The following is a 15,531-nucleotide window of genomic DNA, read 5'->3' as shown; positions in this document are numbered from 1 at the left end:
GGGCCCGAGCCGAGGTCAGCGGCCCGCAGGCACGCGGCCGGACATCCAACTGACGGTGGCCTCCAAGCCGACACGCAGCGGGAAGCGACGAAACTCAGGAAACAGTTCCTGCAGGCGGGAAGAGTCGGCCTGCGAGTCGTGCACGTCACCGGCCCGGGACGGGCCGCACACGACCTCCAGCCGACGCCCCAGCACCGATTCCAACTCCCCGATGAGCTCCAGCAGCGAGATCCGCGCACCGAAGGCGAGGTTGACCACGTCCGGTGACGACACACCGCGGAGGATCGCGTCGACGATCACCGAGGTGACGCTGCCGACGTAGGTGAAGTCGCGCGTCTGCGTGCCATCTCCGTGCACCTGCAGCGGACTACCGTCGAGAGCTGCTCGGACGAAGCGTGGCACCACCGCGGCGTACGCGTGATCGGCCGCCTGGCGCGGCCCGTAGACGTTGAAGAATCGGAATGGCAACACCTTCATGCCGAAGCAGGAGGCGTACGCGATGGCGTACGCCTCGGTCGCCAACTTCGACACCGCGTACGGGCTCACCGGCATCGGCCGCAGACCCTCCTGCCTGGGCAGGACCGGGTTCGCGCCGTAGACCGACGACGACGAGGCGAGTAGAACCTGGGGCACCTGGTGCCGCCGAACCGCCTCCAGCACGGTGAGAGTCCCGGTGGCGTTGGCGTGGTGGCTGCGCAGTGGATCGTCGATCGAGCGCGGCACGGAACCGAGAGCGCCGAGGTGGACCACGCTCGCGGCACCGGAGAGGGCGTCGTCGAGCACCTCCGGATCCAGGATCGTGCCGGCCACCAGCCGCACGGGAACGTCAAGCAGATTGTCGAGCGAGCCCGTGGAGAGATCATCCACGGCCACGACCTCGTCGACCTGCGGAGTGTCGACGAGCGCACGTACCAGGTTGGAGCCGATGAAGCCCGCTCCCCCGGTTACCACAACCTTCAACGGTTCTCCTTGGGCTAGCCATGTCGTGAGCCTCAGGCCCTCGGGCCTGTGCGCGCACACGCGTCGGCGGCCCCGTCGCCATCTGCCCACTCAACGACACGGATTCGGTCAAGTTACGCAAACGGGGATAAGCGCTCGCCGATTCACGCCTCCACCCGCGGTCGCTCGCCGCAGTCACACCAATACGTTCAGACGCCTTGCAACCCATCGACCGTTTGACATCGATCACGCCACGCCGAAGGCTCGCGCCTACAGGTCCTTCACCCAAGAGGCGCGATGAGACCGAGACGACTGGCGATCGCCGACGTGGCCGCACCCGCTCAGCGTGCTTTCGCATTACGAGGCGGTGGTCTGGGAGACCGGCGACGACGTGATCCTGCGCTCCCCCGGTCAGGTGGCCGGCACGACGGCCGGGGCGGCACTGGAGACCGAACTGGCCGTTCGGGACTACCTGAACGAGGGCGGCAAACTGCTGGTCAGCGGCCAGTACGCGTTGTTCGCGCAGGGCGCCAACGGGTCGTACGTCTATCACCCGGACGCGCCACCGGAGTGCACCGACGCCGTGGCCGCCAGCTGTCTGCCGCTGTTGAACGACTTCCAGCAGTACTGGCTGGGCGCGCACACCTACGTCAGCGACGGCGGAGCCGGCCCGGAGGGAAAGCCGTTCCCGGTCGCCGGGACCGACGCGCCGTTCACCGGCTTCGACGGGCAGTTGAACGCTTCCGGCTCGGCGGAGAACCAGGCGCACACCGGGTCGCTCCTGACCACGTCGAGTTTCCTGCCGCCGGACGAGTTCCCGCAGTTCGCCAGGTCCGCGCTGGTGGGCTGGGCCCGACCGGGCGGCGCGCGCCGTTCGATCCGCGGACGGGTGAGTGGTACCTGTACAGCGGGCAGACCGACGAGTCGTACAAGCGGCTCACGCGCACGGTGGACCTCACCGGGGCGAGCAGCTCAGAGTTGCGCTTCTTCACCTCCTACGAGATCGAGCAGGACTGGGACTTCATGTTCGTCGAGGCGCACGAGGTGCGTAGCGACGACTGGACGACCCTGCCGGACGCCAACGACAAGACCAGCACGGTCACCGGGGACAGCTGCGCCGAGGGTTGGGTGGAGCAGTTGCACCCGTTCCTCGCGCACTACCAGGGCGCGGACTGCTCCCCCGCCGGGAACACCGGCAGCTGGAACGCGGCGACCGGGTCGTCGGGAGGCGGGAAGGAGTTCGTGGTCGACCTGTCGGGCTACGCCGGTAAGCAGGTCGAGGTGTCGATCACGTACGCCTCGGACTGGAGCACCCAGGGTCTCGGCGTCTTCCTGGACGACGCCCGGGTGCTGGTTGACGGGTCGACAGTGGCGGAGACCTCGTTCGGGTCGGCCGACCTGGGTGGCTGGACGGTGGCCGGCCCACCGCCCGGCTCCGCTGGCAACGCCAACGACTGGTCGCGTGGCCAGCAGGCGCTCGAGGAGTGCTCGGTGGTGGTCACCGGGGACACCGTGTACCTGGGCTTCGGGTTGGAGTGTCTGCCTCCGGCGGCTCGCGATGACCTGGTCGCCCGCTCGCTGACCCCACCTCACCGGGCAGCCCCGCCCCTGATGGCGGCGAGGTGCGCCGACGGTCCGCAGACCGTCGGCGCACCTTCGGTGTACGCCGGGTACGGTCACCGCCGATGTGGTGAGCTGTACGGGTGTCGGGGCTGGGACTTGTGCTGCACCCCACCCGGGATGTCACCGAGGTGGTCAGCATCATCGAACGGTGGGCGAAGCGTCACCACAAGACGCTGATGGTGCGCGAGGAGGACCAGCATCGCGTCTCGTCCTGCATCGTGCCGGTGCCGGCGGACGAGGTGGCGGCCCGCGCCGACGCCCTGATCAGCGTCGGCGGCGACGGCACCATGTTGGGTGCGCTGCGCTCCGCCGTCCTCGACCCGAAGCCGGTGCTCGGCGTACACCTGGGTCATCTGGGGTTTCTCGTCGAGATCGAGCCGCCGGAGCTGCCCGACGCGCTGAGCCGGTTGCTGTCGAAGGAGTTCACCATCGAGTCGCACGCCTGCCTCGCCTGCGACGTGTGTGGCGACGACGTGGTGGCGTTCAACGACATCGCGCTGGTGCGCCAGCCCGGCTCCGGCTTCGTCAGCGTCACCCTCGCCATCGACGGCCAGCAGTACGGCTACTACCGCAGTGACGCCGTGGTGGTCAGCACCCCGATCGGCTCGACGGCGTACAGCTACGCCGCCGGTGGTCCACTGATCTCCCCCGCCGCCGACTCGGTGGTGATCACGCCGTCGGCGCCGATGGCCGGCATCTCCCGGTCCGTGGTGCTCTCGCCGGACGAGAAGATCCGGCTGGAGCTCCGACCCGACTCGTCGCCGGTCGTGGTGGAGATGGACGGGCTGGTGTTCCGCGACGCGGCGACGGAGGGGGCCGTGGACATCACGTACCGCCGCAACGCCGGCCTGGTGGTCCGTTTTGACCCGCTGCGCTACCAGGAGCGCAACCAGTTGAAGATGACCCTGCTCGACCTGCCGTTCCTCCCCGAGCAGCTCCGCGAACTGCTCCCCGAGGAACTACGCCGACGCACCCAACAAGAAATCCCCCCACCCTGCTAACCCACCCCACCCTTCACCCGGTTGATCAAGAGGGTTGCGTTACGCCGCGTGGCGTGTCATGACGCAAACCTCTTGATCAACTTTCTGGACGAGAGGGCTCAGGCCTGAGCCAGGACCGAGTCCACCAGGTTCTTGGCTTCTTCTTGGATCTTCTTGAGGTGGTCGGGGCCCTGGAAGGACTCGGCGTAGATCTTGTAGACGTCCTCGGTGCCGGACGGGCGGGCGGCGAACCAGCCGGACTCGGTGGTGACCTTCAGGCCGCCGATCGGTGCGCCGTTGCCGGGGGCGGTGGTCAGCGTCGCGGTGATCGGCTCACCGGCGAGCTCGGTGGCGGTGACCTGCTCCGGGGAGAGCTTGCCGAGCACTGCCTTCTGCTCCCGGGTGGCCGGGGCGTCGATCCGGGCGTACGCGGGGGCGCCGAAACGCTCGGCCAGCTCCGCCCAGTGCTCGCTCGGGCTGCGCCCGGTGGTGGCCTGGATCTCGGCGGCGAGCAGGCAGAGCAGCAGGCCGTCCTTGTCGGTGGTCCAGGTCGAGCCGTCACGGCGCAGGAACGACGCCCCGGCGCTCTCCTCGCCACCGAAGCCGACCGCGCCGTCCAGCAGGCCGGGCACGAACCACTTGAAGCCGACCGGCACCTCCAACAGCGGCCGGCCCAGGTCGGCGGCGACCCGGTCGATCATCGACGAGGAGACCAGGGTCTTGCCCACCGCGGCGGCCGGCCCCCACTCGGTGCGGGTGCGGAACAGGTGACGAATCGCCACCGCCAGGTAGTGGTTGGGGTTCATCAGCCCGGCGTCCGGGGTGACGATGCCGTGCCGGTCGGCGTCGGCGTCGTTGCCCGTGGATATCTGGTAGTCGGCCCGCGCGGCGATCAGCGACGCCATCGCGTTCGGCGAGGAGCAGTCCATCCGGATCTTGCCGTCGCCGTCCAGGGTCATGAACCGCCAGGTCGGGTCGACAGTGGGGTTGACCACGGTCAGGTCCAGACGGTGCCGCTCGGCGATCTCACCCCAGTACGCCACGCTCGCGCCGCCCAGCGGGTCCGCGCCGATCCGGATCCCCGCGTCGCGGATGGCGTCGATGTCGATCGCCGCCGGCAGGTCGTCGACGTAGTTGGCGAGGAAGTCGTACTCCCCGGTGGTGTCGGCGGCCCGCGCCCGCGCGTAGGTGATCCGGCGGACCTCCTTGAGCCCGGCGGCGAGGATGGTGTTGGCCCGGTCCTGGATCCACCGGGTCACGTCGGTGTCCGCCGGCCCGCCGTTGGTGGGGTTGTACTTGAAACCGCCGTCGTCGGGCGGGTTGTGCGACGGGGTGATCACGATGCCGTCGGCGAGCCCGCTGGTCCGCCCCCGGTTGTGGGTGAGGATCGCGTGCGACAGCGCCGGGGTCGGGGTGTAGCCGTCGCGGCTGTCCACCAGCACGGTGACCCCGTTGGCGGCGAGCACCTCCAGGGCATCCACAGCGGCCGGCGCGGAGAGCGCGTGGGTGTCCCGGGCGAGGAAGAGCGGCCCGTCCAGCCCCTGCTCGCGCCGGTAGTCGCAGAGCGCCTGGGTGACCGCCAGGATGTGGTCGGAGTTGAAGGCGTTGCGCAGGCTGGAGCCGCGGTGGCCGGAGGTGCCGAACGAGACCTGCTGCGCCGGGTCCGCGGGATCCGGATGCTCGGCGTAGTAGGCGGTCACCAGGCGCGGCACGTTGACCAGGTCGGCGGGCTCGGCGGGCTGGCCGGCACGGGGGTGGGTCACTGCGGGAACCTCCTCGGGGAGTACCTGTCGGTCACGGCACGACCTTCTGGCCCTTGCCGATCACCACGATGCCGTTGTCGGAGACGGTGTAACGCTGCCGGTCCTTCTCCAGGTCGACGCCGATCTCGACGCCCTCCGGGACGAACACGTTCTTGTCCAGGATGGCCCGCCGGACCACAGCGTGCCGGCCGATCTCCACACCCTCCATCAGCACCGAGCCCTCGACGTGCGCCCAGGAGTGCACCCGCACCTTCGGCGAGACGATCGAGTTCTCCACCAGCGAGCCGGAGATCACCACACCCGGGGAGACCATCGAGCCGACCGCCCGGCCGACCCGCTCACCCCACTGGTGGACGAACTTCGCCGGCGGCCACGGCGGCTGCTCCGTGTAGATGGGCCAGTCGAAGTTGTACATGTTGAAGACGGGGTGCACGTTGATCAGATCCATGTGCGCGTCGTAGAACGAGTCGAGCGTTCCCACGTCCCGCCAGTAGCCGCGATCACGGTCGGTGCTGCCCGGCACCTCGTTGTCGCGGAAGTCGTATACGTTGGCCTCGCCGCGCTCCACCAGCATCGGGATGATGCTGCCGCCCATGTCGTGCTTGCTGGACTTGTCTTCGGCGTCGCGCTCGACCGCCTCGCAGAGCGCCCGGGTGGTGAAGACGTAGTTGCCCATCGAGGCGTAGATCTCATCCGGCGCGTCGGGCAGGCCGACCGCGTCGGTGGGCTTCTCCCGGAACGCCCGGATCCGCTTGCCGTCCTCGCCGACCTCGATGACGCCGAACTGGTCGGCCATCGACAGCGGCTGGCGGATCCCAGCGACGGTCACCGCGGCACCGGAGGCGATGTGGTCCTCCACCATCTGCCGCGGATCCATCCGGTAGATGTGGTCGGCGCCGAAGACGATCACGTAGTCGGGCTGCTCGTCGTTGATGAGGTTGAAGCTCTGGTAGATGGCGTCGGCCGAGCCGGCGAACCACCACGGGCCCCGACGCTGCTGCGCGGGCACCGGGGTGACGTAGTTGCCGAGCAGCGTGGACATCCGCCAGGTCTTGGTGATGTGCCGGTCGAGGGAGTGGGACTTGTACTGGGTCAGCACGACGATCTTGAGATAGCCGGCGTTGGCCAGGTTGGAGAGGACGAAGTCGACCATGCGGTACATCCCGCCGAACGGGACGGCCGGCTTGGCCCGATCCGTGGTGAGTGGCATCAGGCGCTTGCCCTCCCCACCCGCCAGGACGATCGCGAGCACCTTGGCAGCCATGCCCCGACGCTATCCACCCGCGTCCCACTTCACCACTCGTACGGGGAGTCTTCTGCACTAGGGTGCGAGGTCATGACGGAACGCACCCCTCTGCGCGTTGACCTTCTCACCCGCGAGTACCCACCGGAGGTCTACGGCGGCGCGGGCGTGCACGTGGAGTACCTGGCTCGGGAGTTGCGCCGCCTCGCCGACGTGCGCGTGCACTGCTTCGGCCTGCCGCGCACCGAGCCGGGCGTCACCGCGTACGCCGAACCGCCCGGCCTGACCGGCGCGAACGCCGCGCTGCGCACGATGGGTGTGGACCTGGAGATGGCCGCCGGCGCGGCCGGCACCGACGTGGTGCACAGCCACACCTGGTACGCGAACCTGGCCGGCCACACCGCGAAGCTGCTGCACGGGGTGCCGCACGTGGTGACCGCGCACAGCCTGGAGCCGCTGCGGCCGTGGAAGGCGGAGCAGCTCGGTGGCGGCTACGCGCTCTCCTCCTGGATCGAGCGCACCGCGATGGAGGCCGCCGACGCGGTCATCGCGGTCAGCGGCGGGATGCGCAACGATGTGCTCACCGCGTACCCGCAGATCGACCCCGACCGGGTCCGGGTGGTCTACAACGGCATCGACACCATCCAGTACGCCCCGGATCAGGGCACCGACGTGCTCGACCGGCTCGGCGTCGACCCGTCCCGCCCGAGCGTGGTCTACGTGGGCAGGATCACCCGGCAGAAGGGGTTGCCGTACCTGCTGCGGGCCGCCCGGGAGTTGCCGGCGGACACCCAGCTCGTCCTGCTCGCTGGCGCGCCGGACACCGCCGAGATCGCCGCCGAGGTGGAGGAGCTGGTCGCCGAGCTGCGGGCCAACCGCTCCGGCGTCGTCTGGGTCGCCGAGATGCTGCCCAAGCCCGAGGTGATCCAGGTGCTCACGCACGCCACCGTCTTCGTCTGCCCGTCGGTCTACGAACCGATGGGCATCGTCAACCTGGAGGCGATGGCCTGCGAGACGGCGGTGGTGGCGACCGCGACCGGCGGCATCCCCGAGGTCGTCGCCGACGACGAGACCGGCCTGCTGGTGCCGATCGAGCAGGCCACTGACGGCTCCGGCACCCCACTGGACCCGGACCGCTTCGTGGCCGACCTCGCGGTCGCGATGAACACGCTGCTCGCCGACCCGGCGCGCACCGAGCGGTTCGGCCTGGCCGGGCGGCAGCGCGCGGTACGGCACTTCTCCTGGGACGCCATCGCCCGGCAGACAGTGGAGGTCTACCGCTCCGTCGGCGCGGCCTGAGGCAGACGGACGTTAGATCGCCGTCCCCGGCGGCGACTTGAACAACGAGGTCGCCTCGGCAGAGTGGCCACCACGCCCGTTCCGTAGCGCGCTGGCCGCGATGCGGATGAGGTCGATGTTGACGCCGGCGGCACCGCTCGGGTCGTGCACCTTCAGCTTCACGTCGAGGCTCACCGCTGTCCCACCCCAACCCTGCGCCTCGAGGTTGAGGTGAGCCACCTTCTGCGACGCGAGATGCGGCAGGTATCCGAGCGGGGCCACCTCCACGTTGTCCGCCCCCGACAGGGCGTTGAGCTTGGACTGCTTCTTGGTGTTGGGGTTCTCGACCAGGTTGCGGAAGTCCTCGGTGCCGCCCAGATTGACCTGGTAGGAGCTGACCAGGGTGAGGCCCCGCTCCGCGAGGAGCCGCAGCAGCGCGTTGTGCAACACCGAGGTGCCGAACTGGCTCGCCAGGTCGTCGCCGAGCAACGGCAGGCCGGCAGCCTCGAAGCGGTCCAGCAGTTGTGGATCGCGGGCGACCGGGTCGGCGGTGGTGTTGATGAAGGCGACACCCGCCGTGTGAGCTGCCACGGCGTACGCCCGGGCGGTCTCCGGCCGGCCACTCGGCGCCGAGTAGAGCAACACCTCCGCCCCGGCCAGCGCTGCTGCCACCCGCGGCACCTCGCTCGCGTCGACGAGGCCCTTCGTGACCGGCACATCCGCTCTGGGCAGGTCGCAGTTCAGCCGAGGAAAGTTGTTGGGCGGCAGGAAGATTGCCTCGGTCAGGTCCCGACCGATCTTCTCCTCGGAGGTGGCGAAGGCGGCCACCACGTCGATGTCGCCCACCCCGAGCCCGTCGATCGTTGGCCGGCGGATCCCGACCAGACTGCCGCTCTGGCCGTAGAGGGCAAGCCCCTGCACCAGTGCCGAGGTGTTGTTACCGACGCCAACAACCGCGACTCTCACACGTTCGATCATGGCGGGAGGCTACGTCACTCTCAGCTCGGTGATGCGCCCCCGCAGACACCGAAGGATGTCGTACATCTGTTCTAATATTTCCTGGTGATCGATGCGTTGGAGCAGGCAGAGGCTGCGGTGGCAGCCTGCTTCGAGACGGCCGCCTGGGCTGCCACCGAGCGAGATCTCGTGGCCGCATTGGATGCGACGCATCGGCTGGAACAGCGCTTGGCAGCAGTCAAGCTGACCCTGGTGCGCGAGCTTGACGGCCGTGGCACCGCGACCGCGCAGGGCGCGTCCTCGACGGCGGTGTGGCTGCGCGACCGGCTGCGCCTCGGGGTCGGTGCCGCCCGTCGTCTGGTCGAGCTGGCCGCCACGCTCGACACCGCGCCGCCCGGGGTGCGGGACGCATTGGCCGGCGGGGTGGTCGACGTGGAGCAGGTCCGGGTCATCGCCGCCACGGTCGAGACCGTCCACACCGCCGCCGGCACGGAGGCTGCCGACAAGGCCGTCGGCGTCCTCGTCGAGTGGGCGGCGCAGTTCGACGCCACCCTGCTGCGCAGGCTCGGCACCCGTATCCTCGACCACGTCGCCCCGGACGTCGCCCAGGCCGCCGCCGAGGCGGCGCTGCGGGCGCAGGAGTCCCGGGCCGCCCGGGACCGGCACGTCACGATCAGCGAGCAGTCCGACGGCCGGCTACGCCTCGCCGGCATCCTCGACACCGAAGCCGCCGCCGCGTTGCGCGCCGCCATCGACCCGCTCACCACGCCCACCGGGCCCGACGACGCCCGCACCCCGGGGCAACGCCGCCACGACGCCCTGGCCGACGTGTGCCGGCTCGCCCTGCGTACCGGGGAGCTGCCCGAGAACGGCGGCGACCTCGCCCAGGTCGTCGTCACCACCGGCTACGACGAGCTGACCCGACAGCTGGGTACCGCCGCTCTCGACACCGGCAGGCACCTCAGCGCCGAGGCCGTGCGTCGGCTCGCCTGCGACGCCGCCATCCTGCCCGCCGTGCTCGGCGGCGCCGGCCAACCACTCGACATCGGCCGACAACGCCGGCTCATCACCGGCCCACTACGCCGCGCCCTGGTCCTGCGCGACCGCGGCTGCGCGTTCCCCGGCTGCGACCGCCCGCCCCGCTGGTGCGACGCCCACCACATCCAGCACTGGGCCGACGGCGGCAGCACCAGCTTGACCAACGCCGTGTTGCTCTGCGGCCACCACCATCGACACCTGCACCACAGCGACTGGGCTGTCCGACTCGGCGACGACGGGCATCCCGAGTTCATCCCACCTGCCTGGCTCGACCCCGAACAGGTCCCCCGCCGTAACCAGTACCACCGACGCAGATAGCCGAAGGCGGAGCAACAACAAGCGGGGGGCGCGGGTATTCGCTCGACGCCCTGATGGCCGGCTGCCACGATGCTGAGCCATGGCGGACGACGGGCCGAACAGACGTTCTCTCGCGACGTGGGCGGACGTCGATCCGGCGCGGCACCCGTTCGACCCGGTCGAGATGTCGGTGGCGGTCCCGGCGCTGGTCCCTCCGCCGCCTCCCCGGCCGGCCTTCCACGACCGTGGGTGGGTCGGAGAATCGGAAGCCTTCGCCTGGGTCGAGTCCGTCGGCGTCCTCCTGTCCGACAGGTACGGCCCGTGGGCCTACCGCTGGCACTGGGGGCCCTGGGAGAGGGAGCAGTTGGGGTTCGTGACCGACCGCACCCCGACGCCGGCTGACGCGCCGGCGTTCGTCGCCGACTCGCTGCTGGCCTGGCGACGCTGGTTGGAGAGCCTGGCTGCGCGTTTCGACCACATTCTGCCGTCGCTCGATCCGACGCGGGCCGCCGGTGCGGCGGATGTCGTCGCCGCCTGGGAGGCCGCCGTCGCGCAGCTGATGACGTTCGCCGCCGCTCCTGTCGTCGACAACCACCGCTGGCCGGGATGGTGCGACAGCACCCTGCGGTGGTTCCTCACGGCCACCGGCATCCCGCCGGAGCGGGCGCAGGCTGTGGTCGACGGGGCGCTCGAACGGTTCGGCTGGTGGGCGCCGCTGACGCCGATGGCGATCGACGGCGTCGCCGAACGGGTCGCACGGAACGTGCTCAGCCCCGCCCGGATCGTGCCGGCCGGCAACTGGCCCGACACCTGGCCACAGGGTTGGCCGTCCTGGCGGGCGACGAACACCGGCTGGGGTGCGGGGCCGCCGTCCGACCGCAGGCGCTACAGGTGATCTCATCCCACCTGCACCAGCAAGACGCGCACAACATCGGGGAAGTTGCTGCGTCGACCACGCCTTGAGGCAGCAGCTTCCCCGAAAGTGCGCGGATCTTGGCGGGCGATCCCAGGTGTGGGGCGGACCGGCGGACTTGGCCGCGCGCGAACGGATCTCGCGCAGTAGGTTGGCGGGGTGACTGGACGGTTCCCGATCGAAGACGTCTCCCCCGTCGTCTCGTGCGGGCGATACCCGGCCAAGGCGGTGGTCGACGAGCCGGTTCCGGTGTCGGCGCGCGCCTACCGGGAGGGGCACGACGCGCTGGGCTGCAACGTGGTGTGGGCCGGTCCGGACGGCGCGAGCCGGCCGTTCACCCGGATGCGCCCCGGTGAGCCCGGCCAGGACCGCTGGCACGCCACCATCACACCGGACGCCGTCGGCTCGTGGACCTTCTCCGTCGAGGCGTTCCAGGACCCGTACCTGACCTGGCAGAACGCGGTGACCAAGAAGATCGCCGCCGGGCAGGGGCCGGAGGACCTGGCCAACGACCTGGCCGAGGGCGCGCGGGTGCTCGCCGCCGCCCGGGAACTCGTCCCGACCGCCGACCGGCCCCGGGTCGCCGACGCGCTCACCGCGCTCGTCGACACCGACCTGCCGCTGGCGCAGCGGGTCGGCCCGGCGCTGGCCCTGGCCGACCTGCTCTGGGAGCACCCGGTACGGGAGCTGGTCACCGCCGGTGACACGTACTCGATCTGGGTTGACCGCAAGCGGGCGCTCTACTCGGCCTGGTACGAGTTCTTCCCCCGCTCCGAAGGAGCGGCGGGCGGGCGGTCCGGCACCTTCGCGACCGCCACCGAGCGGCTGCCGGGGGTCGCCGCGATGGGCTTCGACGTGCTCTACCTGCCGCCGATCCACCCGATCGGCCGGGTCAACCGCAAGGGCCGCAACAACGCGCTCACCGCCGGGCCGACCGACGTGGGCTCGCCGTGGGCGATCGGCGCCGCCGAGGGCGGCCACGACACGATCCACCCAGACCTGGGTACGCCGGCAGACTTCCGGGCCTTCATCCAGGCGGCGGCGGCACAGGGCCTGGAAGTGGCGATGGACCTGGCGTTGCAGTGCGCGCCGGACCACCCGTGGGTCACCGAGCACCCGGAGTGGTTCACCACCCGGGCCGACGGCAGCATCGCGTACGCGGAGAACCCGCCGAAGAAGTACCAGGACATCTACCCGGTCAACTTCGACAACGACCCGGAGGGCATCCGGGCCGAGGTGCTGCGGGTGGTGCTGCACTGGGTTGGCGAGGGCATCCGCATCTTCCGGGTGGACAACCCGCACACCAAGCCGTTCGACTTCTGGCACTGGCTGATCGCCGAGGTGAAGGCGGTCGACCCGGACGTGCTGTTCCTGGCCGAGGCATTCACCCGGCCGGCCATCATGCACGGCCTCGGCAAGATCGGCTTCACCCAGTCGTACACCTATTTCACCTGGCGCACGACGGCCGCCGAGATGCGGGCGTACTGCGAGGAGCTGATCGAGGCGGCCGACTACATGCGGCCGAACTTCTGGCCGAACACCCCGGACATCCTGCACGAGTCGTTGCAGCACGGCGGCCCGCCGATGTTCAAGATCCGGGCGGTGCTGGCCGCGCTGCTCTCCCCCTCCTGGGGCCTGTACGCCGGTTACGAGCTGTTCGAGCACGTGGCCCGGCCCGGTGCCGAGGAGTACCTGGACAACGAGAAGTACGAGCTGCGCCCCCGGGACTGGGCCGGCGCCGAGGCGCAGGGCCGCTCGCTGGCGCCGTTCCTGGCCACCCTCAACCGGGTACGCCACGACAACCCGGCCCTGCACCAGCTGCGGAACCTGCGCTTCCACGAGATCGACAACCCGGCGCTGCTCTGCTGGTCGAAGCACGACCCGGAGACCGGCAACACTGTCATCGTGATCTGCTCGTTCGACCCGCGCATCGTTCAGTGGGGCAACACCACCCTCGACATGCCGGCGCTCGGCTTCGACTGGCACGAACGGTTCACTGTGCACGACGAGCTGACCGGCACCAGTTACGACTGGGGTCAGCGCAACGCGGTGCGGCTCGACCCGTACCTGCAACCCGCGCACGTGTTGACAGTGCGTCGCCCGACCCCGCCGACCGAGCCGCAGCCGGCGGGTGCCGAGCCGGCCGACCTCACCGTCGCCGAGGTGCCGGACGACCTCTCCGGCGGCACCGCGCCGACAGCCCCCGTTCCGACACCTCCCGTTCCGACAGCTCCTGCACCGACAGCTCCTGCACCGACACCTCCTGCGTCGACAGCTCCCGTTCCGACTCCGCCCCGCCGGTCGGGCCCGGTTCCGACCCCGCCGCGCCGAGCGGCCACCCGCCCGTCCGCCACCGCGCCGACCGCTCCCGCTCCGAAGGACGCCCGATGGACCAGCTGATCTCCGGTGCGACGCACGACCCGCACGCGCTGCTCGGCGCGCACCCCGCCGACTCCTCGACGACGATCCGCACGATGCGCCGGGGCGCCGGCGACGTCGCGCTGCTCGTCGGCGACGAGCGGCACCCGATGAAGCGGGTGCACGACGTGGGCGTCTTCGAGGCCCAGGTCGACGGCACCGTGCTCGACTACCGGGTGGAGGTCGACGGCACCACGCACGACGACCCGTACCGCTACCCGCCGACCCTCGGTGAGCTGGACCTGCACCTCATCCGCGAGGGCCGGCACGAGCGACTGTGGGAGGCGCTCGGTGCCCGGGTCTTCGACGAGGGCGTGGCGTTCAGCGTCTGGGCGCCCAACGCCCGTGGGGTGCGGGTGGTCGGCGACTTCACCGGCTGGGGCCCCGACGACGGTTGGCCGATGCGGTCGCTGGGCTCCAGCGGGGTATGGGAGCTGTTCGTGCCCAACGCACGGGCCGGGGCCCGCTACAAGTACCGGGTGCTGGGCGCCGACGGGCAGTGGCGGGACAAGGCCGACCCCCTCGCGGCGTACGCGGAGGTGCCGCCGGCCACCGCCTCGGTGGTGCACCACTCGACGTACCGGTGGAACGACGCGGACTGGCTGGCCCGGCGGGCCGAACGGCAGCCGCACCAGGAGCCGATGAGCGTCTACGAGGTGCACCTCGGCTCGTGGCGGCCCGGGCTTGGCTACCGCGAGCTGGCCGAGCAACTCACCGCGTACGTCACCGAGCTGGGCTTCACGCACGTGGAGTTCCTGCCGGTGATGGAGCACCCGTTCGGTGGCTCCTGGGGCTACCAGGTGACCGGCTACTACGCGCCGACCTCGCGGTTCGGCGACCCGGACGAGTTCCGCCACCTCGTCGACCAGCTGCACGCCGCCGGCATCGGTGTCCTCCTGGACTGGGTGCCAGCACACTTCCCCAAGGACGAGTGGGCCCTCGCGCGCTTCGACGGCACCCCGCTCTACGAGCACCCCGACCCGCGGCGCGGCGAACACCCCGACTGGGGCACGTACGTCTTCGACTTCGGCCGCAACGAGGTCCGCAACTTCCTGGTCGCCAACGCGCTCTACTGGTGCGACCAGTTCCACGTCGACGGGCTGCGGGTCGACGCTGTCGCCTCGATGCTCTACCTGGACTACTCCCGCAACCACGGCGAGTGGGCCCCGAACAAGTACGGCGGCCGGGAGAACCTGGAGGCCATCGCGTTCATGCAGGAGGTGAACGCGACCGTCTACAAGCACCACGCCGGCGTCGTCATGATCGCCGAGGAGTCCACCGCCTGGCCGGGTGTCACCCGCCCCACCGCCGACGGCGGGCTGGGCTTCGGCTTCAAGTGGAACATGGGCTGGATGCACGACACCCTGCTCTACACCTCGAAGGACCCGATCTACCGCCAGCACCACCACCACCAGCTCACCTTCTCCCTGGCGTACGCCTGGAGCGAGAACTACGTGCTGCCGATCAGCCACGACGAGGTGGTGCACGGCAAGGGCTCGCTGGCCGGCAAGATGCCCGGCGACACCTGGCAGCGACTGGCGAACGTCCGGGCGCTGCTGGCGTACATGTGGGCGCACCCCGGCAAGCAGCTGCTCTTCATGGGCGCCGAACTGGCCGACGACCGAGAGTGGAGCGAGGAGCGCGGCCTCGACTGGTACCTGCTGCACGACCCGGCCCGCGCCGGTGTGCAACGGCTCGTCGGTGACCTCAACCGGGTCTACCGGGAGACCCCTGCGCTCTGGGCACAGGACACCGAACCGGCGGGCTTCCGCTGGATCGCCGGCGACGACGTCGCCAACAACACCGTGTCGTTCGTCCGGATCGCCCCGGACGGCTCGACGCTGGTCTGCGTGGCGAACTTCTCCGCCCAGCCGCTGCACGACTACCGGATCGGGTTGCCGGCCGGCGGGACATGGCAGGAGGTGCTGAACACCGACGCGCACCACTACGGCGGGTCGGGGGTGGGCAACCTGGGCGAGGTGCGGGCCGAGGACGTGCCGTGGCACGGGATGGTGGCCTCGGCGGCCCTTCAGGTGCCGCCGCTCGGCGCCGTCTGGCTCCGCCGAAGCTGACGACGCCGGC

General features: G+C 70.5%; 10 protein-coding genes and 1 pseudogene. 7 read left to right on the top strand and 4 right to left on the bottom strand.

The genetic code is table 11. The features are described from left to right. Positions 1–15 precede the first annotated feature (15 nt). A complete protein-coding gene (locus tag IW249_RS19660) occupies positions 16–951 on the bottom strand; it encodes an NAD-dependent epimerase/dehydratase family protein (protein WP_307788827.1) in 936 nt (311 codons plus the stop codon). A 319-nt stretch (positions 952–1,270) separates the two neighbouring features. On the opposite strand from IW249_RS19660, the pseudogene IW249_RS19655 reads away from it, so the two are divergent. After that, a pseudogene (locus IW249_RS19655) lies at positions 1,271–2,551 on the top strand (zinc carboxypeptidase); the annotation flags it as partial. 100 nt (positions 2,552–2,651) lie between these two features. Continuing rightward, positions 2,652–3,563 carry an NAD(+)/NADH kinase gene (locus IW249_RS19650; RefSeq protein ID WP_231393782.1) on the top strand — a complete coding sequence of 304 codons (912 nt, stop codon included), beginning with the start codon at positions 2,652–2,654 and terminating at the stop codon, positions 3,561–3,563. A gap of 98 nt (positions 3,564–3,661) precedes the next feature. Here the strand turns inward: IW249_RS19650 and pgm are convergent, their stop codons facing one another. Together pgm and glgC are read right to left on the bottom strand one after the other, a co-directional pair. Further along, positions 3,662–5,305, bottom strand: coding sequence for a phosphoglucomutase (alpha-D-glucose-1,6-bisphosphate-dependent) (gene pgm / locus IW249_RS19645; RefSeq protein WP_196922091.1), 1,644 nt, complete (start codon positions 5,303–5,305; stop codon positions 3,662–3,664). A 31-nt stretch (positions 5,306–5,336) separates the two neighbouring features. Then, positions 5,337–6,569 (bottom strand): glucose-1-phosphate adenylyltransferase, encoded by a 1,233-nt coding sequence (glgC, locus tag IW249_RS19640; RefSeq protein ID WP_091401467.1) that lies wholly within the window; start codon positions 6,567–6,569, stop codon positions 5,337–5,339. 72 nt (positions 6,570–6,641) lie between these two features. Between glgC and glgA the strand changes: the two genes are divergently transcribed. Next, positions 6,642–7,847, top strand: a complete 1,206-nt coding sequence (gene glgA, locus IW249_RS19635) for a glycogen synthase (protein WP_231392581.1) — start codon at positions 6,642–6,644, stop codon at positions 7,845–7,847. 12 nt (positions 7,848–7,859) lie between these two features. Here glgA and IW249_RS19630 read toward each other — a convergent pair whose 3' ends face one another. Beyond that, positions 7,860–8,804 carry an inositol-3-phosphate synthase gene (locus IW249_RS19630; protein WP_196922090.1) on the bottom strand — a complete coding sequence of 315 codons (945 nt, stop codon included), beginning with the start codon at positions 8,802–8,804 and terminating at the stop codon, positions 7,860–7,862. 84 nt (positions 8,805–8,888) lie between these two features. Between IW249_RS19630 and IW249_RS19625 the strand changes: the two genes are divergently transcribed. The 4 genes from IW249_RS19625 (at position 8,889) to glgB (ending at position 15,521) form a co-directional block, all read left to right on the top strand. Further along, positions 8,889–10,139, top strand: a complete 1,251-nt coding sequence (locus IW249_RS19625; RefSeq protein WP_196922089.1) for an HNH endonuclease signature motif containing protein — start codon at positions 8,889–8,891, stop codon at positions 10,137–10,139. Between the two features lie 79 nt (positions 10,140–10,218). Further along, positions 10,219–11,013, top strand: a complete 795-nt coding sequence (locus IW249_RS19620; RefSeq protein ID WP_196922088.1) for a hypothetical protein — start codon at positions 10,219–10,221, stop codon at positions 11,011–11,013. Positions 11,014–11,190: 177 nt separating this feature from the next. Further along, positions 11,191–13,431: an alpha-1,4-glucan--maltose-1-phosphate maltosyltransferase gene (locus IW249_RS19615; protein WP_307788640.1), complete on the top strand. Its 2,241-nt coding sequence runs from the start codon at positions 11,191–11,193 to the stop codon at positions 13,429–13,431. Next, positions 13,419–15,521, top strand: coding sequence for a 1,4-alpha-glucan branching protein GlgB (glgB, locus tag IW249_RS19610; protein ID WP_196922087.1), 2,103 nt, complete (start codon positions 13,419–13,421; stop codon positions 15,519–15,521). Before IW249_RS19615 ends, glgB begins: the two co-directional genes overlap by 13 nt. The last annotated feature ends 10 nt before the right edge of the window (positions 15,522–15,531 follow it).

The sequence above is a fragment of the Micromonospora vinacea genome (genome assembly GCF_015751785.1).
Classification (GTDB): domain Bacteria; phylum Actinomycetota; class Actinomycetes; order Mycobacteriales; family Micromonosporaceae; genus Micromonospora; species Micromonospora vinacea.
The sequence above is the reverse complement of the archived record's forward strand: the minus strand, read 5'-3'. Positions and strand labels throughout refer to the sequence as shown.